Source organism: Streptomyces sp. NPDC006610 (assembly GCF_040611575.1).
Lineage (GTDB): Bacteria > Actinomycetota > Actinomycetes > Streptomycetales > Streptomycetaceae > Streptomyces.
Genome location: NZ_JBEXOP010000018.1, coordinates 102,304 through 124,894, shown reverse-complemented (window position 1 = coordinate 124,894; position 22,591 = coordinate 102,304). Strand labels below are relative to the sequence as shown.

Sequence of the window (22,591 nt, the reverse complement as noted above, 5' to 3'; positions counted from 1 at the left end):
GGAGGGGTCGTCCGTACCCGACGAAGGAAGTGCAGCGCATGGCCACCACTTTCTCCACGAGCTCCACGAGTCTGTCCATCGACTTCACCTCGGGAATCAACGACGCCTGGTCGAGGATCGCCACGTTCGTGCCGAAGCTCGTCGGTTTCCTGGTGATCCTGGCCATCGGCTGGTTCGTGTCCAAGATGATCGCCCGGGTGCTGGACCGGGTCCTGCGCAAGGTGGGCTCCGAGCGGCTGTCGGAGCGGGCGGGCGCGTCGCGGATGTTGAGGGAGTCCAAGTACGACCTGACCGGCATCGTCTGCAAGATCGTGTACTACGCGCTGATGCTGATCACCCTCCAGCTGGCGCTGGGCGTCTTCGGCACGAACCCCGTCAGCCGGATGATCGACGGCATCGTCTCCTGGATCCCGCGCGGCATCGTGGCCGTGGTGCTGATCGTGGTGGCCATGGCCATCGCCAACGCGGTGCGCGGGATCGTGCAGAGCGCGCTGTCCTCGATGTCGTACGGCCGCACGGTCGCGACCATCGCCTGGGCCTGCATCGTCGGCCTCGGCGTGATCGCCGCCCTGGGCCAGGCGGGCATCGCGGTCGCCGTGACGCAGCCGGTGCTGTACGCGGCGCTGGCCGCGGCGGCGGGCATCCTGATCGTCGGCGTCGGCGGCGGCATGATCATGCCGATGCGGCAGCGCTGGGAGCGGTGGCTGGACACCGCCGAGCAGGAGACGGCCCGCGCGCGGGGCGGCGCCTCGGCCTACCAGGCGGGGCGTGAGGACGCGATGTCGAACCAGCCGGCGCGGGAGCGCACGGACATGCCGGGCCGCACGGACCGGCCCGGGTCGACGGGCATGTGACCCGCCGGCCGCCGGGGCCGTGTGCGGGCCTGCCCTCCCGGGCCGGAGAGGGGTCTCCCGGTTCCGGCTAGGACAGGCCCCGGCCCTGTGCCGGGGAGTCGTCCTCGGTGAGCAGGCCGTGCCGGTGGACCAGCCAGCTGATGGCGGTCAGCCGGCACACCGCGTAGTCGTGGCCGACCGGCTCGCGCCAGTCCAGCTCCTCCAGGGCGTCCAGGAAGCCGAGGGCGTAGTCGGCGAGGTCCTCCCGGTGCGGCGGACGCGGGACCAGGCCGGAGCCGTTCGCCGACAGGCGGTCCCTGACCTCGGCGACGTGCTGGTCGACGGCGGCCGTGAAACCGGGTTCGAAGGCGAACTCCGCGAAGCGGGGCGCGAACGCGCTGCTGATCCTGGCCAGGGCAGACATGCCCTCCACGCTAAGGGGGCCGCGGCCGTGCCCGGTCCCGGATGCGCGGAGATTTCCGTCACGGGCCGCCGCCCGCGGGAGAGGCCGTACGGCGCCCCTCGCCCGCCCGCTCCACCGGTTCCCGGCGCCTGCCCGGGCCCCGCACCGGCCGCGGTGACCAGGGCGAGCGTGGCGAAGACGGCGGCGGCGACGGCACGGGCGTAACGGGCGGTCGGGCTGGGGCGGGTGACGGATGTGGGGGGTCCGAACACGGCAACCTCATCATGACTGCGACGTGACTGCGGTACGAGTGCGACATGAGTGCGAAGGATCGAGCCTCACCCCAAGCTAGGGGTCCCGGGTCCCGCCCGGAAGAGGTCCAGGCCACTCGGGGCCGCCGGTTTCGGTGCGGGGGCCACGGGTAGTCGGCCCTCGTTTCCGGCCTGCCGGTGGAGGGAGTGACCGTGCGGCCCAGAGACGAACACGAGGACATCCCGAGGAGGCTGTGCCGTGTCGCGGTCCGCGTCCTGCCCGTGAGCTGCGCGAGCGTGTCGTTGTGCCACGACGGCATGCCCGTGCCGCTGAGCGCCAGCGACGACCGGGCGGCGTACCTGATGGAGATCCAGGCCACCCTCGGCGAGGGCCCCTGCCTGCACGCCGCGCGGACCGGCGGCCCGGTGATCGCCGCCGACCTGACCGGCGGCCGGGACGCCGGGCGCTGGCCGGTCTTCGCCCAGCAGGCCACCGAGGTCGGCGTCCGGGCGGTGTACGCGCTGCCGCTGCACGACGACGCCGGCTGCGTCGGCACCCTCGACCTCTACCGCGACACCCCCGGCGGGCTCAGCCCCGAGGAACTGCGGACGGCGACCCTGATGGCGGGCGTGATGACGAACGCGCTGACGGTGCTGCCGCTCGGTGAGGTGAGCGGGGACCGCTCACCCGACCGGCCCTGGCTCAGCGAGCTGGCCACCGAGCACGACGAGGTCTACCAGGCCGTCGGCATGATCATGGCGCAGCTCGGCGTCGACGCGGACGAGGCCCTGGCCCGCCTGCGCGGGCACGCGTTCGCGCAGGGCAGGACGGTGCTGGTGGCGGCGCACGAGGTGGTGACCCGCAGGGATCGGTTCGAGCGGGACTGACGGGCCGGCGAGGCCGAGGGCGGACGCATCCCTCACACCTGTACCCGCCCCTGCCGGCGCACCTGCGCCAGCCGCTCGGCGCCCAGTTCCGCCGCCGCCCGGGTCACCTCGGCGTAGACCTCGCCCAGGCCGCCGTTGGTCAGGGCGAACGCGTCCTCCCCGACGCGGACCGCCACGACGTCCAGGGTGAGGGTGACGGGCTCGCCGTCGTAACCGCGCTGGTCCTGCGCCCGCACGGTGACCCGCAGGCCCTGGCGGGCGTCCCCCACCTCCGGCAGGTCGGCCTCCTCGACCTCGACCCCGCGCCGGGCGCCGCCCGCGGTGGTGGCCGTGAACTTCGCGCAGGTCCGGGGGAGGGTCCTCAGCCAGGCCAGGGTGTCGTCCACGTCCCGGGGCGGCCGGGAGGTGACCTGGTAGCGCAGCTGCGCCTCGTCCCAGCCGTCGTCCAGCCCGACGACCGCGCGGGCGGGCGCGCCGAGCAACTCCTCGGCGTACAGCACGTCGAGCAGCCGCCGGCAGTCGGGCAGGTTCGCCGGGACGCCCGCCTTGAGGAAGCCGTCCCGCCAGGTCGCCGCGCCCTCGGTCGGGGCCCACGGCTCGCCGAGATCCTTCTCCGTGATGAGGGCGGCCCTCGCCTGGGCCTCGGTGAGGCTGGGCGGCGCGCTGGGGGAGGCCGGCGAGGCGGGCGCGGACGACACGGGCGCCGCCGGCCGTCCCTCCCGAGCGATCTGCTCCCCGCCCGTGGAACAGGCGCTCAGCATCCCCGCCGACAGCACAGCGGCGGCGATCGCGCGGGCGGCCGGAACGCGTTCCATCGAGGGTGCCTCCAGGGGGACGTGCCGACGGGGTCACGTCCACGGCATCACCCCGCGCCGTCGGCGGCCAGCGCGGCGGCCCGTCCGGGTGATCACCCGTGCGCCGGGTGTCCCTCCACCGTCGTCAGGAACAGGTCGACATAGCGCCGTACGTCGACGTCCAGGGCCACGTCGACGAGGGGCTGGGGACGGACGCCCTCGTGGATCTCGGACTCGCCGGGGCGGGGCCGGCGGTCCACGACGGTCTGGCCGCGGGCCGGGCCCGGCGCGAGGCAGACCTCCACCGGGAGGAGTTCGGTGGTGAGTCCGGCCGGGTCGGCGACCGCGCAGACCGCGCCCGCGTCGCCGAGACCGCCCGCCGGCTCGTCCTCCGGGTCGGAGCCGGGCGTGGCGGGGCGGTGGGAGAGCAGGTCGCCCGCCAGACGGGCGCCCGGCTCGGTGCTCGCGCGCAGCCGCCGCACGTCCGCCGACGGCACGACGACCCGCTGGAACACGTCGAGCCCGTACATCGTCGTCGGCACCCCGGCCGTGAGCAGGATCGCGGCGGCCTCCGGGTCGTGCCAGACGTTGAACTCGGCGACCGCCGTCGCGTTCCCCGTGGCCACCGCACCGCCCATGAACACGATCCGCTCGATGCCCCGCACCACCTCCGGGTGGGTCCGCAGCAGCAGGGCGATGTTGGTCAGCGGCGCCGTGGGAATCAGGGTGACCGGGCGCGGGGAGGCGAGGATCTCGCGGCGCAGCAGGGTGACGGCGTCCACGTCGGCCGGGCGGCGGGCCGGGGCGGGCAGACCGAGGTCTCCCATGCCGTCGTGGCCGTGGACGTGCCGGGCCGAGCGCGGCGCCTCGATCAGCGGCCGTTCGGCGCCCCGGGCCACCGGGACGCCGGGCGCGCCGGCCCGCTCCAGCACGGTGAGGGTGTTGCGGACGACGCCCGTCACATCCGTGTTCCCGGCGACACAGGTCACCGCCCGCAGATCCAGACGCGGGTGACGCACGGCGAACAGCAGGGCCAGGGCGTCGTCCACGCCGGTGTCACAGTCGATGATCACGGGGATTCGCTCCACGGGGGGACTTTATGACGCGGCGTCTGTTTCCGCCCGGTCCGCCACCGGGGCGTGCCGCGTGACCGCCACCGGGGCGCGCCGCCGTCACCGCGACCGCGCGCCTGCCCCCCGATGTTCGCTTTTCCGGCCAAGTGGACAGATTCTCTGTGTTCTGTCCGCCCTCTGTTACGGAGACCGCGTGCCCGATCTCTCCCCGCAGAATCCCGACTGGTGGCGCCAGGCCGTCATCTACCAGGTCTACCCCCGCAGTTTCGCCGACGCCGACGGTGACGGCCTCGGCGACCTCAAGGGCGTCACACGGCGGCTGACCCATCTCGCCGCGCTCGGCGTCGACGCCCTGTGGCTGAGCCCCTTCTACCCCTCCGAACTCGCCGACGGCGGCTACGACGTCGCCGACTACCGCGACGTCGACCCGCGCCTGGGCACCCTGGACGACTTCGACGCGATGGTCGCCGAGGCGCACCGGCTCGGTCTGAAGGTCATCGTCGACGTCGTCCCCAACCACACCTCCCACCAGCACGTCTGGTTCCAGGAGGCGCTGCGCGCCGGCCCCGGCTCGGCCGCCCGCGACCGGTACGTCTTCCGCGACGGACGCGGCGGGAGCGGCGAACTGCCGCCCACCGACTGGCAGTCCGTCTTCGGCGGCAGCGCCTGGCGGCGTGTCCCGGACGGGCAGTGGTACCTCCATCTGTTCGCCCCCCAGCAGCCCGACCTCAACTGGGAGAACGAGGAGGTCCGCGCCGACTTCCGCACCACCCTCCGGTTCTGGTGCGACCGCGGCGTCGACGGCTTCCGCGTCGACGTCGCCCACGCCCTCGCCAAGGACCTGAGCGAGCCGCTGCGCGACCTGGGCGCGCCCGAACTGAGCGACGAGGCCGCCCTCGCCACCCTGCCGCCCGGCAGCCACCCCTTCTACGACCGCGACGAGGTCCACGAGATCTACCGCGACTGGCGCAAGATCCTCGACGCCTACTCACCGCCCCGCATGGCCGTCGCCGAGGCCTGGGTCCCGGGCGTCCGCCGCGCCCTGTACGCCCGTCCGGACGAACTGGGCCAGGCATTCAACTTCGAGTACCTCAAGACCGGCTGGGACGCCGGCGAACTGCGCCGGGTCATCACCGCCTCCCTCGCCGACGCGCGCGCCGCCGGCGCCTCCGCCACCTGGGTGCTGTCCAACCACGACGTCGTCCGCCACGCCACCCGGCTGATGCTCCCGCCCGGCACCGACGACAACGCCTGGCTGCTGACCGGCGGCCGGGCCCCCGCGATCGACACCGCCGCGGGACTGCGCCGGGCCCGCGCGGCCACACTGCTGATGCTGGCGCTGCCCGGTTCGTCGTACGTCTACCAGGGCGAGGAACTGGGCCTGCCCGAGGTCGCCGACCTGCCCACCCAGGTGCTCCAGGACCCGATCTGGGAACAGACCGGCCACACCCGCAAGGGCCGCGACGGCTGCCGGGTGCCGCTGCCGTGGACGACGACCGGTCCCTCGTACGGCTTCGGCGCGGGCGGCGCGTGGCTGCCGCAGCCGCCGGAGTTCGCGTCGTACGCCGTCGAGGCGCAGGACGGGGTGGAGGGATCGACCCTGGAGCTGTACCGCGCGGCCCTGCGGCTGCGGCGCAAGCTGCTCGACGGGGAGGAGCTGGCCTGGGCCGACCCCGGCGACACCCCGCCCGGCGTGCTGCACTTCACCCGCTCGCCCGGCTGGCGGTGCGTGACGAACCTGTCCGGCGCCTCCGTGCCGCTGCCCTCCGGCGAGGTCCTGCTGAGCAGCGCCCCGCTGGACGAGGACGGACGGCTGGGGCCGGACACCACCGTCTGGCTGGGCCGGTGACCCACTCGCCGGCCCGGCCCTGACCTGCCGCCGCCCGGGGCTGCCCGGACCGTGTGACCGGATCGTCGCAGCTCACCGGTGCGAGGAGGCCGCGGGCACGGGCCCCGGGCGGCGAGCGCCGGATGGCGGAGCGACCGGAGGCCGCCGTGGCGCTGCACGAGCGGTGTGCACCGGGGGGGGGGAGGACCCAGTGCGCACGGAGGACGAGGCGGGTCCCCGGCGCTGATCCGGCTGATCCGGCTGATCCGGCTGATTCGGACGACCGGGACCGCCCGGTCGCGTCCTGACGGGCTGACCCGGACGGCCGGGACCGCCCGGTCGCGCCCTGACCGGGCGGTGGCTCAGTGGCGCACCGCCCGTGCCACCTCCGCGCGCACCTCGCCGGACAGGTCGTGGGTGCTGCGTGCGGTGGCCCGGCCGGTCTCGCCGGGCGGGACGTCGGAGACGGTGACGACGACCGTGTCACGGAACGCGCCGTCCGCGTTCTTGAAGTCGACCTGGACGGTGAAGGACCTGCGGTCCCCGGTGGTGTTGCGGGCGCCGACCTCGACGGTCGTACGGCCGTCGCCGTCGGTGGCGGGCTTGCCCAGGGTGACGTCCTTCTTGGCGTCGACACCGTCCTTGACGTCCTCGAACCTGCGCCCCGCCTCCGCGGTCGCCGACGCGAGCGCGTCCTGACCGCGCGACGCCGCCGACTCCGCGGCCGAGGCGGCCCTGCTCGCGACGTTCCCCGGGGAGTCCTCTCCGGAGCACCCCGCGACCCCCGCCGTCACCGTCAGTACCAGCACCACCGCCGGCACCGCCTCGCCGACCGCCCAGCGCCTGCGCCGTCCGGCCATGTCGCCTCCCTGGAGTCGTGAGTACGCCTTCCCCCAGTGAAGTGCGGACCGTGCGGGGCGGCCACTCGACGCGCGCTCAGCGCTTCAGCGCCCGGTAGCGCCTCATCAGCCCGGTGATCCGCTCCCGGTCCCCGGCGCCGTTCGGCGGCGAGCAGGTCGTCCGGGCAGACCTCGTAGAAGTCGCCCCACCGGCCGCGGCGCCGGTTGTCGCGGATGCGGTAGCCGCCGGGCGCACCGCGAGCGACATGACGTCGTCCGCCCATACCGATCCCGCTCCCTCCCCTTCGCGACCCCGGTCCGAGGATGCCCGCCCTCCTCGCCTTTGCCATTCTTTTACAACCCGGCGCCCCGTTGCCTCGTCTCTCCGCTCGACCGCACCCCAACGAAGGAGAACGACCCCATGCGCCGCACCGTCCTCACCGCCGTGGCCCTCGCCGCCGCCCTGCTCACCGGCGCCGCTCCCGCGTTCGCCGACGACCCGACGGTGGCCCCCACGGCTCGGCCGAGCGCCGTGCCCAGCACCGAGCCCAGCCCGGCCGCCCCGAGCGGCGAACCCACCGAGGCCCCCAGCCCGGCCCCGAGCGGCGAACCCACCGAGGCCCCCGCGACCGACGACGGCCAGGTGTCCGTCGTGCCCGAGGGAGCCCCCGACACCGGGGCGCCCGCCTCCGGCGGCGGCGGAAACCTGCTCGGCGGGGGCGTCGTCGCGCTGGCCGGGGCCGGCGGCGCCGCGTTCCTCGTCGTGCGCCGCCGCCGGGCGACCGGGGCATGAGCCTTCTGTCCCGGCGCGCGTTCGCCACGGCGGCGACGGCCTCGCTGCTCGCGGGCTGCGGGGGCGGCGGGCGACGGGAACACCCCGCCGCCCCCGCAGCCCCGACAGCCACCGGTGACCGCCCCGACCGCCCGACCCCCGGCGCCCGTCCCGTGCCCGTCCGGCTGCGCATCGCGGCCATCGGCGTCGACGCCCCCGTCATCGCCCTCGGACTGGCGCCGGACGGGACGGTCGAGGTGCCGCCGGTCACGGCCGACGATCCGGTGGGCTGGTACCGGCACTCGCCGCCGCCCGGCCGCGTCGGTCCCTGCGTTCTGCTCGGCCACGTCACCGTCGGCCGCCACGGCGACGGCGTCTTCCGCCACCTCGCCCGGCTGCGGCGCGGCGACGGGATCACGGCGGGCCTGGACGACGGCACGGCCCCCCGGTTCACCGTCCGCGCCGTGCGCACGGTCGCCAGGGCGCACTTCCCGTCCGACGCCGTCTACGGCGACACCCGCCGGCCCGAGCTGCGGCTCATCACCTGCGCGGGGCCCCGTACCGGCGACGGATACCGGGACAACGTGATCGTCTTCGCCGCCGCGGCGGGAGAGCGGTGAAACGGTCCCGTGACAGGGCGGCGTCCGAACTGTTCGCCGTCCTCTACCCCCGCCTGGCCGGCTGGTGCCGCCGCCTCGTGGACGACGACGAGACGGCCCACGAGATCGCCTCGGAGGCGTTCACCCGGCTGTGGGCCCGCTGGACGAAGGTCGAAGAGCCCCGCGGCTTCCTCTACGTCACCGCCGCCAACCTGGTGCGCGACCACTGGCGCAAGCTGGAACGCGAGCGCCGGGCCGTCCACCGGGCCACCTCCGAGGCCGCCGTCCGCCCCCACGCCGAACCGGCCGACCCCTCGGTACGGCTCCTGGTGCAGTCGCTCCCCGAACGGCTCCGGGTACCGATCCTCCTGCACTATTACGCCGACATGCCGATCCGGGAGGTGTCCGCGCTGACCGGGCGCAAGGAGGGGACCGTCAAGGCCGACCTGCACGCGGCCCGCGAACTGCTGCGCGTCCATCTGAGGAGGAGCCTTGACCACACGTCTTGACGGAGATTGCGGAGATTTCGGGCTCCCCTCCGAGGACGACCCGCTTACAGTGCTCCTGCGGGCGGATTCCGGCCACCCCGGTCACCTCGGCCCCCCGCCCGGCCGCTACGAGGCGATCCGCCGCGCCGCCTCCCGCCGCCGGCTGCTGCGCACCGCCGTCGGCGCGGCGGCGACCTGCGCCGCGGCCCTGCTGATCGCGCTGCCACCGCTGCTGTCGGACGCCGCGAGGCCCCCTTCCCCGACGATCCCGCTGGCACCGCCGACGCCACCGGCGCCCGCGAGCACGTCGTCTCCGTCGCCGACTCCCGATCCGTCGTCACCCACGGAGGCGCCGTCCGCCGAGCCGTCCGCCGGACCGTCCACCCGGCCGTCCGACCGGCCCTCCGCGGGGCGGCCCACCGGGCCGCCCGCAGGGCAGTCGACGGGGCCGTCCGCGACGCCCTCCCCGATGCCGGAAATCTGATGCGGGCGGCACAGATATTCACCGGACGCCGGAAAAGTTTTATTGACTCAATTAGGTCTTCGGCCTTCCGTGTGATTTATCCCCCGTGCCTTCGGCGGCATTCATGCTAGGCTCGACGTCAGTTGCAGTTGTGGTTGCCATTTGAGTTACCGGTTTTTCCGGGCAGGTGATCATCGCAGCGGATGAGAAGGCCCGCACAGTGCGGGCCTCCAGCACTGCCTAGGAGTTTTGATATGGCCACCGGTACTGTGAAGTGGTTCAACGCGGAAAAGGGCTTCGGCTTCATCGCGCAGGACGGCGGCGGCGCCGACGTCTTCGCCCACTACTCGAACATCGCCACCCAGGGCTTCCGCGAGCTGCAGGAAGGCCAGAAGGTGACCTTCGACGTCACTCAGGGCCAGAAGGGCCCGCAGGCCGAGAACATCGTTCCCGCCTGACGCGTCCGAATCGCGTGCGGTATTCACCTCGTCCGACGCGACGAGGCGTGACGTCACGAACGTCGCCTGAATTCCGCATGAGCTGACGGCTTCACAGGGCCCGCACCCAGGGTGCGGGCCCTGTCCGTTTTCCACGATCGGCTCCCCCGACCGGCCCCGACCCTGGTGAGGCACCCATGCGCTGTGTGATCGCCCATTACCCGTTCGAACTGGTGAAGTCGGAGGTCGAGGCGTCCATGCACGGCGTCGCCCCCGAACCCGCCACCGGCGCCTGCGTCGTCATCGGCCGGCAGGTCTACCCGGTCAAGCAGGTGGGCGAGGTGATCACCCGGCAGGACCGCCGCGACTTCACGGCGTTCGAGATGACCAGGGCGCTCACCCGACTGGGCTTCGCCTGCCACACGGCGCCCGCCCCTCAGCCGTCCCCCGAACCGGGTCTGTGACGACGTCGGCCCGCTTTCCGCGGAACCGATGACTTTCCGGCCGTCCCCCGGTCTTCCCTCACGGCACACCTCGTGACGTGAACACCAGGGAGAGGACGACCGCCATGAGCGCACCGGTGAAGGGCCCCGCGAGCTACTTCCCGTCGATCGAGAAGAAGTACGGCCGCCCGGTCGCCGAGTGGAAGACGCTGATCCGCGCCTCGCCGCTGGTCAAGCACATGGAGCTGGTCGCCTGGCTCAAGGCCGAGCACGGCCTGGGCCACGGCCATGCCAACGCCCTGGTGGCCCACACCCTCGCCGAGGACTCCGCCGACCGCGGCAAGTGAGCACCGGGGGCGCGAGCGCGGCTCAGTGCGCGCCGGCGTCGTCCGGCCCCGGACCGCCGGGCGCCTCGCCCCGCTGGGCGTTCACCGCGCGGCGGTACTCCGCGTTGATGCGCTGGGCCTCCTCCAGCTGGTCCTCGAGGATCACGATGCGGCAGGCCGCCTCGATCGGCGTGCCCCGGTCGACCAGCTCCCGGGCGCGTGCGGCGACCCGCAGCTGATACCGCGAGTAGCGGCGGTGCCCGCCCTCCGAGCGCAGCGGGGTGATCAGACGAGCCTCCCCGATGGCGCGCAGGAAGCCCGGGGTGGTGCCGAGCATCTCTGCGGCCCGGCCCATCGTGTAGGCGGGGTAGTCGTCGTCGTCGAGTCGATCGCTGAGCGGAGAATCTGCTGTCATGTCACCTCGTAGTGCAACGCGTCCAGGGGCTCTGATGCCGTAACGGCGCCAGAGCCCCGTACGAATTCAACACCATCCGGGGACCTTTCCTTCCTTCCGCAGCTCAGATTTTCGTTCCCCGACGGCCCCGCGACAGTCCTCGGACGGCCTCCCGACGCCCCGCGACGGACTTCCGTCAGCCCTCCCGCCGCGGCCCGGGACGCCCCGCCCGACGGTGGCCGGACAGCGGCGAGGGCCCTGCCGACGCGCGTCGGCAGGGCCCTCGGTCAGGTGCGCCCTCTAGGCGTCCAGGGGCTCGGGGTCGGCGGTGCCGAGCAGCGCCGAGGCGGTCTGGAGCGGGGTGAGGGCGGGTGCGGCCGGCACGGCCTCGGGGTGCGGGTGACAGGTGAAGCCGAGGCGGGCCATGGCCCGGACGACCTCGCCGGCGGAGAAGTCCCGGCGGTCCTGGCGGGTGATGACCTCGCCCACCTGCTTGACGGGGTAGCGGCGGCGGCCGATGGTCACCGACTCAGCGGTGACGAGTTCGGGCGTGACGCCCTTCATGGACTCCAGCACACCGGTCTTGGTCAGATCGAACGGGTACCGGGCGATGACGCAGCGCATGATGCCTCACAGGGGGATCACAGGGGGAGAGGGGAGAGAGCGGGGACCGGCCGGGCGAGGACGTCCCGCAGCCGGGTCCGGTCCGTGCAGTCGGCGCCGGCGCGCAGGGCGGCGAGCTCGGCGAGGGTCACCGAGCCCGTGCACTCGTCGTCCCCGTCGCACACCAGCAGCCGTTCGACCCGGGCGCCGACCATGACGGACAGGGCCACCTCGACGGTCATGTCGTCGAGGACGCGCGGGTCCGGGCTGTTCCGGTCGTCGATGAGGGTCACGTTCACGCCGCCGGGTCGGAGACGGTCCGGCGCTGCGGCCTGCGGCGGGCCGCCTCGCCGGCGGGACGGCCGCCGGTCTGGCCGCCGCGTCCGCCCTGGCCCCCGGCCTGGCCGCCGCCGCTCTGCGCGGGGCCGCGTCCGCGACGCCCGCGGGAGGACGACGAGGAGGAGGCGGAACGCCGGGGGCGCTCCGCGACCGGCGCCGTGATGACGACCGGCACGCCGGAGGGGGCCTGCGCGCCGGTGATGCGGCTCAGCTCGGCCTCGCCGGAGCGGACCGCGGTGACGACCGGGGAGATCCCGGCCGCCGCCATCAGCCGGCTCATGCCGCGCCGCTGGTCGGGCGTGACCAGGGTGACGACGACACCGGACTCGCCGGCCCGGGCGGTCCGGCCGCCGCGGTGCAGGTAGTCCTTGTGGTCGCTGGGCGGATCGACGTTGACGACCAGGTCGAGGTTGTCGACGTGGATGCCGCGCGCGGCGACGTTCGTCGCGACCAGCACGGACACGTGACCGCTCTTGAACTGGGTGAGGGTGCGGGTGCGCTGCGGCTGGGACTTGCCGCCGTGCAGGGCCGCCGCCCGGACGCCGTTGGCGAGCAGGTGCTTGGTGAGCCGGTCCACCGCGTGCTTGGTGTCCAGGAACATGATCACCCGGCCCTCGCGCGCGGCGATCTCGGTGGTGGTGCGGTGCTTGTCCGTGTCGTGCACGTGGAGCAGGTGGTGCTCCATGGTGGTGACCGCGCCGGCCGAGGGGTCGACCGAGTGCACCACCGGGTCGTTCAGGTAGCGCCGGACGAGCAGGTCGACGTTGCGGTCGAGGGTCGCGGAGAACAGCAGCCGCTGACCGTCGGGGCGCACCTGGTCGAGCAGCGCGGTGACCTGGGGCATGAAGCCCATGTCGGTCATCTGGTCGGCCTCGTCGAGGACGGTGATGGCGACGTCGTCGAGCCGGCAGTCGCCGCGGTCGATGAGGTCCTTCAGCCGTCCCGGCGTGGCGACGACGACCTCGGCGCCCGCGCGCAGGGCGCTGGACTGGCGGCCGATCGACATGCCGCCGACGACGGTCGCGAGTCGCAGCCGCAGGGAGCGGGCGTAGGGAGTGAGCGCGTCGGTGACCTGCTGGGCCAGCTCGCGGGTGGGCACCAGGACCAGCGCGAGCGGGCGACGGGGCTCGGCGCGGCGGCCGTCGGTGCGGGCCAGCAGCGCGAGACCGAAGGCCAGCGTCTTGCCGGAGCCGGTGCGGCCGCGGCCGAGGACGTCACGGCCGGCCAGCGAGTTCGGCAGCGTCGCCGCCTGGATCGGGAACGGCACGGTCACGCCCTCGTGGCCGAGCGCGGCCAGCAGCCCTTCCGGCATGCCGAGGTCCGCGAAGGACTCGACGGCGGGGAGGGCGGGAGTGATCGTCTGCGGCAGGGCGAACTCGCCGTGCACGGCCGACTGGCGGCCGCCGCCGTAGCCGCCCTTGGAACCGGAGCGGCGCGGGGCGCCGCCGGAGCGTCCGGCGGAACCGGAACCACCGGCGCCGCCGCGGCTTCGGGTACGGGTGTAGCGATCGTTCGTTCGTACGCGGTTCATGCAGAACCTTCCTTGATATGGCACGTATCAAGGAATTTCCGCAGCGAAGGAACAGCGCGGAGAATCGCAAGAACGAGCCGGATGACGAGGGCCGGATCGGAATGCGGAGATGTCCGGGAGGAGATCTCCGGGTGTTTCTTTCCGTCGGGGGCAGCCGGCGTGCCCCGAAAAGCAGCGAGCTGGGGCCCGCACCCCAAGGTGCGGGCCCCAGCTGCGAAGTAACGCGTCAGTGTGATGCGTCAGAGTCAGGCGGGAACGATGTTCTCGGCCGTCGGGCCCTTCTGGCCCTGGGCGATGTCGAACGTGACCTTCTGACCTTCCAGCAGCTCACGGAAGCCCTGGGTGGCGATGTTCGAGTAGTGGGCGAAGACGTCGGGGCCGCCGCCGTCCTGCTCGATGAAGCCGAAGCCCTTTTCCGCGTTGAACCACTTGACGGTGCCGGAAGCCATTTGTTTCTCCTTCGGGACGGTGCTCGGAGCGGACCCTGTGCCCGCTCCGGTCGCCGTGATGATCAACCCGTCGGACAAACCTCTAGGCAACCACAACTGCAACTGAGAACGACACTAGCATGCCGTGTTCGGCGGAGCCCGGCGGACAATTCGCCGCCGGGTGCCGCCCGGGGAATATTCCCGGCGACCGGTATCGATTTCTCATGTCACCGGGACAGATATTGCTCCGCTCCGGTCGCAGCCTTCCCGGCGCGGGCGCGGGCCCGCGCGCGTGACCTCCCCCGATGCCGTCGGGGCGGCGGGACCGGGGTCGGCGTCGGAGGCGCCGTACCGAGACGAAGGCCACACTTGGTGATCGTTTCGAAAGTGGCCTGTTTTAGGTGTTGCCGGTGTGGCGTGGGGCCCTCAGCCTGGCTTTTGGGAGCGCTCCCATGGATTCCCCCCACTCCCCACCCCCACTGGAAGGAGGGAGACCGTGTTGCGCCGTACCGCGACACCTCTCCTCAGCGCCCTCGCGGCCTTTCTGCTCTTGATGATCCCCTGGAGCGGCACCGCGACGGCCCACGGGTCGGTCGTCGACCCGGCGTCCCGCAACTACGGTTGCTGGCAGCGCTGGGGCAGCGACTTCCAGAACCCGAACATGGCCCAGCAGGACCCCATGTGCTGGCAGGCATGGCAGTACAACCCGAACGGCATGTGGAACTGGAACGGCCTCTACCGCAATGGTTCCGGTGGCAACTTCCAGGCGGTGGTCCCCGACGGCCAGCTGTGCAGCGGCGGCCGGACCGAGGGCGGACGCTACAACTCCCTGGACTCGCCGGGCGCGTGGAAGATGCAGGACGTCGGCAGCAACTTCACGATCAAGCTGCACGACCAGGCGAGCCACGGCGCCGACTACCTCCTGGTCTACGTCACCAAGCAGGGCTTCAACGCCACGACGCAGCCCCTGAAGTGGAGCGACCTCGAGCTGGTCAAGCGCACCGGCAGGTACGCGCCGAGCCAGAACTACCTGGTCGACGTGAGCGCCTCGGGCCGTAGCGGCCGCCACATCGTCTACACGATCTGGCAGGCGTCGCACATGGACCAGACGTACTTCATCTGCAGCGACGTCAACTTCCGGTAGCAGCCGGCCGACGTCGCAGAGGCCCGGGCCGCCGTTCGTCTCGGCGGCCCGGGCCTTGCGGCCGTCCTGTGCCGGTGCGGGCCGTGGCTCAGTGGAGGCCGTGCGACCTGCGGGTCCTGCCCGGGCCGGTGGAGGGGGCGGCGTGCTTCGGGCGGACCGGGGAGGGGACCTGGCCGATGAGTTCCCAGAAGCACACCAGGGCGGTGACCGGCGGAATTCCGATGATCACCAGGGAGAGCAGCGTGTGGGACGTATGGGCGACGCACAGCGCCATCGCCATCGCGGAGGCGGTGAGGATGACGGCCCAGGACCGCACGGCGGACCGGTGCTGAATGGTCGCCCGCAGGATCGACAGGGCCGCCACGAACCACGGCCCGAACACGGTGAGCGGCCACCACACCGCCATCCGGCCGGGCAGCACCGACGAGGCGACGCCGCGCAGCTGGTCGTACGAGTAGGCGATGGACCAGCCCAGCATCGCGACGGAGCTGACCGTGATGGCGGCGATCAGCAGGGTGATGTGGGTGACGCGCCGGCCGCCGTCGAGGAAGTGCGAGTCCGGGGGGAGCCTGCGCCGGCTGCGGCGGCGCCGAGGGCGGCCGTTGAGCGGGCCGTTCAGGGAGCCGCTCAACGGAGTGTTCAGCGGACCGGTGAGCGGGCCGTTGTAAGGGCTCGTGAGCGTGCTGTTGAGGGGACTGTTCAGCGGGCTGTGGAGCGAGCCGTTCAGCGGGCTCGTCATCGGACCCGTCATCGGGCCGGAGACCGTCTGCGTCCGGGCCGCGCCGGCGAGCATCTCGGCCAGCTCCTCGGCCGGGTCCCAGCCGCCCGGGGCGCCGTCCTGGTCGGGTACGGCCCACATGTGCTGGGTGTCGACGGAGATCGGGTAGCCGGTGTCGTAGCGGTGCGTACTCAAAGGATCGTGGCCCGCTCTCAGGGTGTACCCAAGGTCGTCGAGGCCGGCTTCGCCGCGAATCCTGTCCATCCGACCGTCCCTTCACACCGAGGCGCGGGATTCGCGCCGGGACGCGAATCAGCCATGGCCCGGAGGTATTCCCTTTCCATCTGACTGATTCTTCTCAGAAAATCATCCAGCAGGTCCGAGCAGTGCTCGGACGGTGCCAGGGGATCAGTCGGATGATTATCGGCTGGGTGTGTCTCCGTCCGTTTCACGATGGACTAACGAGCGCCGCACGAGCCGAGGTGCCGGGCATTCGGGGGAACCGGTGTCCCTCGAAAGTGGAGTTCCGAGTGTCGGGTCGTGCGGCGCTGGTTCGGTGTTCTCGGCGGACGTTATGAGTGAGGGATCATGAGAAAAGCGCCTTGTAGCTCTGCCATCCGGTGGCGATCCTGACCCGGCCGGAGAATGGTCACCGCCCGTTGCCGCTGTTGCGCCACAGGCGGGAAACGGGACGGCGCCCGCCGGTGGCGGGCGCCGTCGCGCGTGCTGAGGCCGGGACTACTTACGGCACTTGCTGACGTCGATGCGGACGATCTGAGGGTCGTGGTCGCTCGCCTGGTCGGCGAACTCGGCGTTGATGTGCACGATGTCGTAGTCGAAATGCGTGATCGCCGGGCTGGTCAGGATGTGGTCCAGGGTCTGCGAGTTGCCGTCGAAGACGTAGGTGTAGCGCTCGGCGGCGGGCAGGGTGTTCACCAGCGGGTTCAGCACGTCGCCGTCGGTGAGGGTGGTCAGCGTCTTCGAGAACTCGAAGTCGTTGAGGTCGCCGAGGACCACGGCCTTGGCGTCGCGGTCGGCCGCGAGCAGGGACTTGACGAAGGTGTTCACCTCGGCGGCCTGGGCGTGGCGCTTGGTCTCCGAGCTGCGGTTCGGCTCCTGGTAGCGGCCGTGCAGGGGCTGGTCGCCGCCCTTGGAGCCGAAGTGGTTGGCGATGACGAAGACGCGCTCGCCGCGGAAGACGAACTCGCCCACCAGAGGCTTGCGGCTGTCCTCCCAGGCGGCGGAGGCGGGGTTGATGCGGCCGGGCGAGTGGCTGAGCCGGGCGCCCTTCTTGGTCTTCACGACGCTCGTCGCGGTGGTGGCGTCGCCGCCGGGCCGGTCGGCGAAGTCGACCCGCTCGGGGTCGAAGAGGAAGGCGAGGCGGATGTTGCCGCCGGGCTCGCCGCCGTCCTGGTTGTTCTCGGGGGCGACGTACCGCCAGGAGTAGCGGGGGCCGCCGGCCGCGACGATGGCGTCCGTGAAGCGGGTGAGGGTCTGCTCGGCCGTGACGGTGCCGTCGTTCACGGCGCCGTTGTCGTCCTGGATCTCCTCCAGGGCGACGACGTCGGGCGAGCCGAGGCTGACCGCGACGCCCTCGGCGAGGCGGTCGAACTTCTCCTGGTCGTCGAGCGCGTCGAGGTTCTCGACGTTGTACGTGGCGACGGAGAGTTCCTTGTTCTTCTGCGCCCGGGTCACCTCGGGCTCCAGGCCGCCGTCGGCGAGCGTGCCGAGGCGGGTGGCCTGGAGGTTGTAGCCGCCGTAGGTGGAGTAGTCGAGGGGGCCGCTGGTGGTGCCGGTCAGCTCGTCGCCGACGTTCGCCACCGGGAAGGCGGCGGCGGTGTCGAGGGACATCACCTTCATACGGCCGGTGCCGGGCTGGTCGTACGAGGAGTACCGGGTGCCGCCGCGGGCGCTCGGGTTCTCGTCGGGCTTGACGGTCACCCACAGCTCGTCGTACTGGGTGGTCGCGCCGACCACGCGGGCGTCGGAGACCTCGACGTGCATGCCCTCCAGGGACTCGTAGAAGTCCAGGGCGTACGTGGCGGGTTCGAGGGGCAGCGTGTCGATGCTGCCGCCGCCGGCGGTGGGCACGTAGGCGTCCGGGACGGTGGCGGCGTTCAGCACGGCGGTGCCGGGGAGGGCGTTGCCGCTGGACAGGACGGTCTGCGTGGGGCCGGTGATCTCGGTGACCGACTGGCTGGTGCTGCTCGGGTAGTACTCGGTGACCTTGCCGCTGACCAGCACCGAGTCGCCGACGGCGACGGCCGGGTCGGCGGAGCCGGTGTAGACGAACACGGCCTCGCTGGTGCGCGGGTCGGCGTCGGCCTGCGGGTCCTGGATCCAGTAGCCCTTGGAGCCGCTGGTGCGCACGCCGGTGACGACGCCCGGCACCCGGGTGACCGTCTGCCCGTTGAGCGGGGACAGGCGGGTGGTGCCCTGGATGTCGCGCACCCGGACGGCGCCCGGCTCGGTGGAGCCGCCGCCGTCCCCGCCGCCGTCGCCGGAACCCGGCGTCTGACCTGCGGAGTTGACCGGCGAGGGCCCGCCCGCGGCCAGGTCGGCGGCGTTGTCGTCGGTGTCGGCGAGGGACGCGGCGCGGGCGACGGAGGCGGTGTTGGAGGCGCCGGCGGCGGGGCCGCTGCCCTCGCGCACCACGGCGCTGCCGTAGCCGACGAGGTCGACGATCCGGCCCTCGGCGGCGCAGTCCGCGGCGGTCTTGCAGGTCAGGGCGGTGGTGCCGGAGACGAGGGCGACGGTGCCGCTGGAGGCGCTCATCGCGATCGAGCCGGTGGCGTCGGGCGTCGGCAGGGCCGTCGTACCGCCGCTGCCGGCCGCCTCGGCGACCAGGTACCGCTTGCCGGGGGCGATCGAGCCGCTGAGCGGGGTCACCTGCCACTGGGAGGACGCCGACGGCGAGCCGGACAGGTACTGCACGCTGAGCCCGGAGAGGTCGTACGCCCCCGACCCGGCGTTGCCGAGCTCGATGAAGTCCCGGACCAGCGTCGCGCCCGAGTTGCCGCCGCCGCCGTACACCTCGGCGATCACGGCGGTGGCGGACGGCGCGGCGAACGCGGAGGGCAGCGCGGTGAACGCGAACGCGCCCGTCACCCCCACGGATATCAGCGCGTGGCGGGTGCGGTACGCGCGGGGTCGGCTTCCTGCGGAATTGGACACGCTGGCGGTCTCCTCGTACTTCGGGTACGTCGTCGTGCACGGCAACGTCCGCGCGCTCGCTGACTCGTGCGCGAGGCCGCATGCTGCCGGGTGGGGGAGTCGGCTCAAGTTACGCGCGTAGAGGCGGGATCGCCAAGAGGGCGGAGGTTAATTCCGGGGAACGAAAGGGGATTGGGGGCGGTGCGGCGGGGTGCGGGCGGGGGTCTCCGCATTTCCGGGGGACGGTGCCGGTGTGGGGTGTTCGATACGGAATCGGCACGCGCGGGTGGCTCCCGGGCAGGGCCGGGAGCCGCCCGTCGCGGGCTCGGTCACGGCAGGGAGCCGCCCGTGGCAGGCTCAGGACGCCTTCAGGGTCTCCCCGGTGATGTCGGCGAGGACGGTCAGGAGGCGGTCCTGGACGGCGCGGTCGTAGGCGGCGGGGTTGGCCTTCAGGGAGACGCGGTGCTTGAGGTAGCGGCCGGTGAGCAGGGCCTCCGGGTCGTCGGACGAGGCCAGCCACGCCGGGGTGTCGGCGCCGTCCGGGAGGGCGTCCGTGGCGTTCGGGCCGCCCATCCGGGTGCGGACCCAGCCCGGGTCGACCGCGTTGACCACGGTGTCCGGCCACATCCGCGCCACGGCGAACGCCAGCACCACGTCCATCAGCTTGCTGTCGGAATAGGCCTGCATGCCGTCCCACGGCCGCTTCTCGAACGTCAGGTCGTCGAAGTCGAGGCGGCCCTCGGACTCCAGCCCCGAGGTGAGGTACACCAGGCGCGCGGGACGCGGGGACAGCGCGGTCAGCAGATAGGGCGCCACGACGTTGACCTGGAAGATCTGGCCCAGGCCGTCGGCGGTGACCACCCGCTCGGGGACGTCGCCGCCCAGGCCCGCGTTGTGGATCACCGTGTCGAACGGGCCCGCCTCGGCCATCGCGGCGGCCAGGGCGCGGGTGGACTTCAGGGACGCCAGGTCGCCGGTGAGCACGGCCGCCGCGTCCGGCAGGGAGGCGCGCAGCGCGGTCGCGCGCTCCTCGTCGCGGGCGTGGGCGACGACACGGTGCCCGGCCCCGATCAGCGTCCGGGCGGTCTCGTGGCCGATGCCCTGGGCGGAACCGGTGATGAAGATGCTGCTCACGGTGTTCTTCTCCCCTGCCGGGTCGGTGCGTAGGCGCGGTGGCCCGAAAACGTCCGCCGCACAGCTTTGGGAGCGCTCCCAAAGCTGCCCCGCGAGCCTTCCACCGCCCTCCCTCGCACGTCAACCGCCCTCCGCGGGAGCGGTGTACGGGAGCTGCAACCGCGGTGGCCGAAATGTGTGTCCTCCAGGGCATGGCCCACGGCCCCGGCGCGGAGGAGAATCCGCGGCGCGGCGGGGCCGTGGGGGGGCTGGAATGAGCACATGGGCGGTGCCCGGGTACGCCGAGTCGCTTCAGCTCGGGGCCGGGGCGAGCGGGCGGGTCGTGCTGGCCGTGCACGAGGAGACCGGGGTGCCGGTCGCCGTGAAGTACCTGAGCGAGTCGCTGCGCACGCGGCCGGGCTTCGTCCACGGGTTCCGGGCGGAGGCGCGGCTGCTGAGCGGGCTGGAGAGTCCGCACGTCGCCGGGCTGTACGAGTACGTGGAGAGCCCGGACGGCGCGGCCATCGTGATGGAACTGGTGGAGGGCGTCTCGCTGCGGGCCCTGCTGAAGACGCGGGGGCCGCTGCCGCCCGAGGCGGCGCTGGTGGTGCTGAAGGGGTCGCTGCTCGGGCTCGCCGACGCCCACCGGGTCGGCGTCGTGCACCGGGACTACAAGCCGGACAACGTCCTGGTCCTGCCGGACGGCGGCTCCAAGCTGGTCGACTTCGGCATCGCGGCGGACGCCGGGACCAGCGCCGGCGTGGCGGGCACCCCGCCCTACATGGCCCCGGAGCAGTGGACCGGCGCGCCCGCCTCGCCCGCCGCCGACGTCTACGCGGCGACCGCGACGTTCTTCGAGTGCCTGACCGGTCACCGGCCCTACGCGGGCGACAACCTCGCCGAACTCGCCCTCCGGCACGTCGACGCGCCGATCCCGGCCGACGAGGTCCCCGAGTCCGTACGGGACCTGGTCCGGCACGGACTGGCGAAGGACCCGGCGCTGCGGCCGGCGCACGCCGAGGCGTTCGTCGCCGAGCTGGAGGCCGCCGCCGCAGCCTCCTACGGTCCCGGCTGGGAGGAACGCGGCCGGCGTGCGCTCGCCGGGCTGGTGGCCCTGCTGGCGCTGCTGCTGCCCTCGGCCCGGAGCCCGCGGACGACCACCGACACCGCCCGCACGGTGCTGGGGCGCACGCCGGGCGGGGCGGGGACGTGGCTGCCCGGCCCGGCGGGGATGCTGGTCTCCGGGGCGGCCGTCCTGCTGGGCCTCCTCCTGACGTACGGCCTCGCGTACCTCCCGGCGGCGGCCGACCGGCAGGAGACGGCGGCGCGGGCGCTGGCCACCACCAGCGCGGCGCCCGGCGGGGAGGAGCCCGCGGGACCGGCCGCCTCGCCCCTGCCGTCCTCGTCCGCGTCGTCGTCCTCGCCCTCGTCCGCGGAGCCGGCCGAACCGTCGCCCTCGGACCCGGAGTCCACCGCTCCCACCACGGCCGTCCCCGCGGAGGAGACGACGGACCCCGCCGAGGCCCCGCCCGCGACGGCCCCGACGTCCGCCCCGCCGACCACCCCCGCGCCCCCGTCCGCCCCCTCCGCGCCCGCCGTCAAGGACGTCACCGTCTCCGAGTTCCGCCAGACCGGCCCCACGACCGCCACCGCGACCGTCACCGTCACCGCCGACGGGCCCGGACCGCTGTCGATCACCTTCGCCTGGTTCACGGGCAGCACCGCGGGCCAGCCCGGCGTCCAGGACGGCGCGCCGGAGACGTACGAGCGCAGCGGCGCGACCCAGTACACGCTCACCGTCACCCACGCCTTCCGGAGCGCCGGCTGCTACTGGACCGTGCGCTCCACGACCGCGCCCGCCTCCGCCGACGGCGGCGCCTCGCAGCAACTGCTGACCAGGGGGTGCGACCTCCAGTGAACCGACCCGCCGCCGAGGACGACCCCGAGTACAGCGCCACGGTCCTGGCCAGCCACTGGATCCAGGGCCCCGACCCGGACGCGGCTCGTCCGGACCCGGACGCGGCTCGCACGGACCCGGACGCGACCCGTCCCGATCCGGACGCGGCCCGCCTGGACCCGGACGCGACCCGTCCCGTCCCGACCCTCCCGAGCGGCGTCCCGCCGGCGGAGCCGGACCGCACCGAGGGCACGGTGCTGCGCTTCGGGCCCGGAGTGACCGCGGCGGTGGCCCGGCGCACCCACCGGACCCAGGGCGCCCACCGGACCCAGGGCGCCCACCGGACCCAGGGCGCCCAGGGGGCCCTGTGGCCCCAGGGCGCCGACCGGACCGACCGCACCCTGCCCGTCGTACCGGCGTCGCAGGCCGCGTCCCGGCGTCGGGGGTGGCGGCGCCACGCCCTGCCCGCGCTGGTGCTCGTCGCCGTCCTGGCGTTCCTCGCCTGGCACCGGCTCGGCCCGTCCGTCGCGGTGCGGGAGGCGACGGTCGCCGTCACGCCCACGGTCCTCGGCTGCGACGCCACCGCGGACATCACCGCCCGCGTCACCACCGACGGCCGCCCCGGCACGCTCACCTACCGCTGGGTCCGCAGCGACGGCACGGACTCGGAGGTCCTGGAGGAGGAGGTGACGCGGGGGCAGAGGGAGGCCCGGCTTCGTCTCCTGTGGACCTTCGAGGGCAGGGGCCGCTACCCGGCCCGCGCCGAACTGCGCATCCTCACGCCGGATCCCCGTACGGCGAGCGTGAGGTTCGCGTACGACTGCCGGTGACGCC

The 22,591-nt window shown here is 73.4% G+C and carries 25 protein-coding genes and 1 pseudogene; 12 read left to right on the top strand and 14 right to left on the bottom strand.

Annotated features, from left to right (window positions below; translation table 11 throughout):
• Positions 1–38: 38 nt before the first annotated feature.
• Complete coding sequence (locus ABZY13_RS17215) at positions 39–854, top strand: hypothetical protein (protein WP_356631412.1); 816 nt, start codon at positions 39–41, stop codon at positions 852–854.
• A 67-nt stretch (positions 855–921) separates the two neighbouring features.
• Here ABZY13_RS17215 and ABZY13_RS17210 read toward each other — a convergent pair whose 3' ends face one another.
• Positions 922–1,257: a DUF6401 family natural product biosynthesis protein gene (locus ABZY13_RS17210; RefSeq protein WP_356631410.1), complete on the bottom strand. Its 336-nt coding sequence runs from the start codon at positions 1,255–1,257 to the stop codon at positions 922–924.
• A gap of 443 nt (positions 1,258–1,700) precedes the next feature.
• Between ABZY13_RS17210 and ABZY13_RS17205 the strand changes: the two genes are divergently transcribed.
• Positions 1,701–2,375, top strand: coding sequence for a GAF and ANTAR domain-containing protein (locus ABZY13_RS17205; RefSeq protein ID WP_356631408.1), 675 nt, complete (start codon positions 1,701–1,703; stop codon positions 2,373–2,375).
• A gap of 32 nt (positions 2,376–2,407) precedes the next feature.
• Here the strand turns inward: ABZY13_RS17205 and ABZY13_RS17200 are convergent, their stop codons facing one another.
• Both ABZY13_RS17200 and ABZY13_RS17195 read right to left on the bottom strand, forming a co-directional pair.
• Entirely contained in the window at positions 2,408–3,190 is a 783-nt protein-coding gene (locus ABZY13_RS17200) for a hypothetical protein (protein ID WP_356631406.1), read from the bottom strand.
• Between the two features lie 92 nt (positions 3,191–3,282).
• On the bottom strand, positions 3,283–4,257 hold the full coding sequence (locus ABZY13_RS17195) for a nucleoside hydrolase (protein WP_356631404.1): 975 nt from the start codon (positions 4,255–4,257) through the stop codon (positions 3,283–3,285).
• A 178-nt stretch (positions 4,258–4,435) separates the two neighbouring features.
• Here ABZY13_RS17195 and ABZY13_RS17190 point away from each other — a divergent pair, with 178 nt between their 5' ends.
• Positions 4,436–6,091 carry a glycoside hydrolase family 13 protein gene (locus ABZY13_RS17190; RefSeq protein ID WP_356631402.1) on the top strand — a complete coding sequence of 552 codons (1,656 nt, stop codon included), beginning with the start codon at positions 4,436–4,438 and terminating at the stop codon, positions 6,089–6,091.
• Positions 6,092–6,432: 341 nt separating this feature from the next.
• Here ABZY13_RS17190 and ABZY13_RS17185 read toward each other — a convergent pair whose 3' ends face one another.
• Both ABZY13_RS17185 and ABZY13_RS17180 read right to left on the bottom strand, forming a co-directional pair.
• Positions 6,433–6,930, bottom strand: a complete 498-nt coding sequence (locus ABZY13_RS17185; RefSeq protein ID WP_356631400.1) for a hypothetical protein — start codon at positions 6,928–6,930, stop codon at positions 6,433–6,435.
• Between the two features lie 76 nt (positions 6,931–7,006).
• Positions 7,007–7,193, bottom strand: a pseudogene (locus ABZY13_RS17180) (hypothetical protein).
• A gap of 137 nt (positions 7,194–7,330) precedes the next feature.
• Between ABZY13_RS17180 and ABZY13_RS17175 the strand changes: the two are divergent.
• The 3 genes from ABZY13_RS17175 to ABZY13_RS17165 are packed head-to-tail and all read left to right on the top strand — an operon-like array spanning position 7,331 to position 8,789.
• Positions 7,331–7,702, top strand: coding sequence for a sortase-dependent protein (locus ABZY13_RS17175; RefSeq protein WP_356631398.1), 372 nt, complete (start codon positions 7,331–7,333; stop codon positions 7,700–7,702).
• On the top strand, positions 7,699–8,301 hold the full coding sequence (locus ABZY13_RS17170; RefSeq protein WP_356631396.1) for a class F sortase: 603 nt from the start codon (positions 7,699–7,701) through the stop codon (positions 8,299–8,301). Before ABZY13_RS17175 ends, ABZY13_RS17170 begins: the two co-directional genes overlap by 4 nt.
• Positions 8,298–8,789 (top strand): RNA polymerase sigma factor, encoded by a 492-nt coding sequence (locus ABZY13_RS17165; protein WP_356631394.1) that lies wholly within the window; start codon positions 8,298–8,300, stop codon positions 8,787–8,789. The genes ABZY13_RS17170 and ABZY13_RS17165 overlap by 4 nt, the downstream gene beginning before the upstream one ends.
• 105 nt (positions 8,790–8,894) lie before the next feature.
• Here the strand turns inward: ABZY13_RS17165 and ABZY13_RS17160 are convergent, their stop codons facing one another.
• Positions 8,895–9,188 (bottom strand): hypothetical protein, encoded by a 294-nt coding sequence (locus ABZY13_RS17160; protein ID WP_356631392.1) that lies wholly within the window; start codon positions 9,186–9,188, stop codon positions 8,895–8,897.
• Positions 9,189–9,485: 297 nt separating this feature from the next.
• Here ABZY13_RS17160 and ABZY13_RS17155 point away from each other — a divergent pair, with 297 nt between their 5' ends.
• The 3 genes from ABZY13_RS17155 to ABZY13_RS17145 all read left to right on the top strand — a co-directional run bounded on the left by ABZY13_RS17155 (position 9,486) and on the right by ABZY13_RS17145 (position 10,458).
• Positions 9,486–9,689: a cold-shock protein gene (locus ABZY13_RS17155; protein ID WP_257542945.1), complete on the top strand. Its 204-nt coding sequence runs from the start codon at positions 9,486–9,488 to the stop codon at positions 9,687–9,689.
• A gap of 176 nt (positions 9,690–9,865) precedes the next feature.
• Entirely contained in the window at positions 9,866–10,132 is a 267-nt protein-coding gene (locus tag ABZY13_RS17150; RefSeq protein WP_356631390.1) for an SCO5918 family protein, read from the top strand.
• Between the two features lie 104 nt (positions 10,133–10,236).
• A complete protein-coding gene (locus tag ABZY13_RS17145) occupies positions 10,237–10,458 on the top strand; it encodes a DUF4287 domain-containing protein (RefSeq protein WP_356631388.1) in 222 nt (73 codons plus the stop codon).
• 22 nt (positions 10,459–10,480) lie between these two features.
• On the opposite strand, the gene ABZY13_RS17140 is transcribed toward ABZY13_RS17145, so the two are convergent.
• The 5 genes from ABZY13_RS17140 to ABZY13_RS17120 all read right to left on the bottom strand — a co-directional run bounded on the left by ABZY13_RS17140 (position 10,481) and on the right by ABZY13_RS17120 (position 13,753).
• Complete coding sequence (locus ABZY13_RS17140; RefSeq protein ID WP_356631386.1) at positions 10,481–10,852, bottom strand: helix-turn-helix domain-containing protein; 372 nt, start codon at positions 10,850–10,852, stop codon at positions 10,481–10,483.
• 279 nt (positions 10,853–11,131) lie between these two features.
• Positions 11,132–11,455, bottom strand: a complete 324-nt coding sequence (locus tag ABZY13_RS17135) for an SCO5918 family protein (RefSeq protein WP_356631384.1) — start codon at positions 11,453–11,455, stop codon at positions 11,132–11,134.
• A gap of 17 nt (positions 11,456–11,472) precedes the next feature.
• The gene (locus tag ABZY13_RS17130; protein WP_356631450.1) at positions 11,473–11,676 is read right to left on the bottom strand and encodes a hypothetical protein; all 204 of its coding nucleotides are present in this window, start codon (positions 11,674–11,676) and stop codon (positions 11,473–11,475) included.
• A 53-nt stretch (positions 11,677–11,729) separates the two neighbouring features.
• Positions 11,730–13,304, bottom strand: a complete 1,575-nt coding sequence (locus tag ABZY13_RS17125) for a DEAD/DEAH box helicase (RefSeq protein ID WP_356631382.1) — start codon at positions 13,302–13,304, stop codon at positions 11,730–11,732.
• A 245-nt stretch (positions 13,305–13,549) separates the two neighbouring features.
• Positions 13,550–13,753: a cold-shock protein gene (locus ABZY13_RS17120; RefSeq protein WP_356631380.1), complete on the bottom strand. Its 204-nt coding sequence runs from the start codon at positions 13,751–13,753 to the stop codon at positions 13,550–13,552.
• 532 nt (positions 13,754–14,285) lie between these two features.
• Between ABZY13_RS17120 and ABZY13_RS17115 the strand changes: the two genes are divergently transcribed.
• On the top strand, positions 14,286–14,876 hold the full coding sequence (locus tag ABZY13_RS17115; protein ID WP_356631448.1) for a lytic polysaccharide monooxygenase: 591 nt from the start codon (positions 14,286–14,288) through the stop codon (positions 14,874–14,876).
• An 88-nt stretch (positions 14,877–14,964) separates the two neighbouring features.
• Here ABZY13_RS17115 and ABZY13_RS17110 read toward each other — a convergent pair whose 3' ends face one another.
• The 3 genes from ABZY13_RS17110 to ABZY13_RS17100 all read right to left on the bottom strand — a co-directional run bounded on the left by ABZY13_RS17110 (position 14,965) and on the right by ABZY13_RS17100 (position 19,881).
• Positions 14,965–15,858 (bottom strand): DUF2637 domain-containing protein, encoded by an 894-nt coding sequence (locus ABZY13_RS17110; protein WP_356631378.1) that lies wholly within the window; start codon positions 15,856–15,858, stop codon positions 14,965–14,967.
• 474 nt (positions 15,859–16,332) lie between these two features.
• Positions 16,333–18,717, bottom strand: coding sequence for a lamin tail domain-containing protein (locus ABZY13_RS17105; RefSeq protein WP_356631446.1), 2,385 nt, complete (start codon positions 18,715–18,717; stop codon positions 16,333–16,335).
• Positions 18,718–19,104: 387 nt separating this feature from the next.
• A complete protein-coding gene (locus ABZY13_RS17100; protein WP_356631376.1) occupies positions 19,105–19,881 on the bottom strand; it encodes an SDR family NAD(P)-dependent oxidoreductase in 777 nt (258 codons plus the stop codon).
• Between the two features lie 253 nt (positions 19,882–20,134).
• Here ABZY13_RS17100 and ABZY13_RS17095 point away from each other — a divergent pair, with 253 nt between their 5' ends.
• Together ABZY13_RS17095 and ABZY13_RS17090 are read left to right on the top strand one after the other, a co-directional pair.
• Complete coding sequence (locus ABZY13_RS17095) at positions 20,135–21,778, top strand: serine/threonine-protein kinase (RefSeq protein ID WP_356631374.1); 1,644 nt, start codon at positions 20,135–20,137, stop codon at positions 21,776–21,778.
• Positions 21,775–22,587, top strand: coding sequence for a hypothetical protein (locus tag ABZY13_RS17090; protein ID WP_356631372.1), 813 nt, complete (start codon positions 21,775–21,777; stop codon positions 22,585–22,587). Before ABZY13_RS17095 ends, ABZY13_RS17090 begins: the two co-directional genes overlap by 4 nt.
• The last annotated feature ends 4 nt before the right edge of the window (positions 22,588–22,591 follow it).

What these genes read in the sequence shown, in the direction of transcription:
- ABZY13_RS17110 (WP_356631378.1), bottom strand. Translation starts at nt 15,858, where the DNA reads ATGGACAGGATTCGCGGCGAAGCCGGCCTCGACGACCTTGGGTACACC.
- ABZY13_RS17130 (WP_356631450.1), bottom strand. Translation starts at nt 11,676, where the DNA reads ATGACCGTCGAGGTGGCCCTGTCCGTCATGGTCGGCGCCCGGGTCGAA.
- ABZY13_RS17115 (WP_356631448.1), top strand. Translation starts at nt 14,286, where the DNA reads ATGATCCCCTGGAGCGGCACCGCGACGGCCCACGGGTCGGTCGTCGAC.
- ABZY13_RS17125 (WP_356631382.1), bottom strand. Translation starts at nt 13,304, where the DNA reads ATGAACCGCGTACGAACGAACGATCGCTACACCCGTACCCGAAGCCGC.
- ABZY13_RS17140 (WP_356631386.1), bottom strand. Translation starts at nt 10,852, where the DNA reads ATGACAGCAGATTCTCCGCTCAGCGATCGACTCGACGACGACGACTAC.
- ABZY13_RS17210 (WP_356631410.1), bottom strand. Translation starts at nt 1,257, where the DNA reads ATGTCTGCCCTGGCCAGGATCAGCAGCGCGTTCGCGCCCCGCTTCGCG.
- ABZY13_RS17145 (WP_356631388.1), top strand. Translation starts at nt 10,237, where the DNA reads ATGAGCGCACCGGTGAAGGGCCCCGCGAGCTACTTCCCGTCGATCGAG.
- ABZY13_RS17150 (WP_356631390.1), top strand. Translation starts at nt 9,866, where the DNA reads ATGCGCTGTGTGATCGCCCATTACCCGTTCGAACTGGTGAAGTCGGAG.
- ABZY13_RS17185 (WP_356631400.1), bottom strand. Translation starts at nt 6,930, where the DNA reads ATGGCCGGACGGCGCAGGCGCTGGGCGGTCGGCGAGGCGGTGCCGGCG.
- ABZY13_RS17170 (WP_356631396.1), top strand. Translation starts at nt 7,699, where the DNA reads ATGAGCCTTCTGTCCCGGCGCGCGTTCGCCACGGCGGCGACGGCCTCG.
- ABZY13_RS17155 (WP_257542945.1), top strand. Translation starts at nt 9,486, where the DNA reads ATGGCCACCGGTACTGTGAAGTGGTTCAACGCGGAAAAGGGCTTCGGC.
- ABZY13_RS17200 (WP_356631406.1), bottom strand. Translation starts at nt 3,190, where the DNA reads ATGGAACGCGTTCCGGCCGCCCGCGCGATCGCCGCCGCTGTGCTGTCG.
- ABZY13_RS17175 (WP_356631398.1), top strand. Translation starts at nt 7,331, where the DNA reads ATGCGCCGCACCGTCCTCACCGCCGTGGCCCTCGCCGCCGCCCTGCTC.
- ABZY13_RS17120 (WP_356631380.1), bottom strand. Translation starts at nt 13,753, where the DNA reads ATGGCTTCCGGCACCGTCAAGTGGTTCAACGCGGAAAAGGGCTTCGGC.
- ABZY13_RS17215 (WP_356631412.1), top strand. Translation starts at nt 39, where the DNA reads ATGGCCACCACTTTCTCCACGAGCTCCACGAGTCTGTCCATCGACTTC.
- ABZY13_RS17135 (WP_356631384.1), bottom strand. Translation starts at nt 11,455, where the DNA reads ATGCGCTGCGTCATCGCCCGGTACCCGTTCGATCTGACCAAGACCGGT.
- ABZY13_RS17095 (WP_356631374.1), top strand. Translation starts at nt 20,135, where the DNA reads ATGAGCACATGGGCGGTGCCCGGGTACGCCGAGTCGCTTCAGCTCGGG.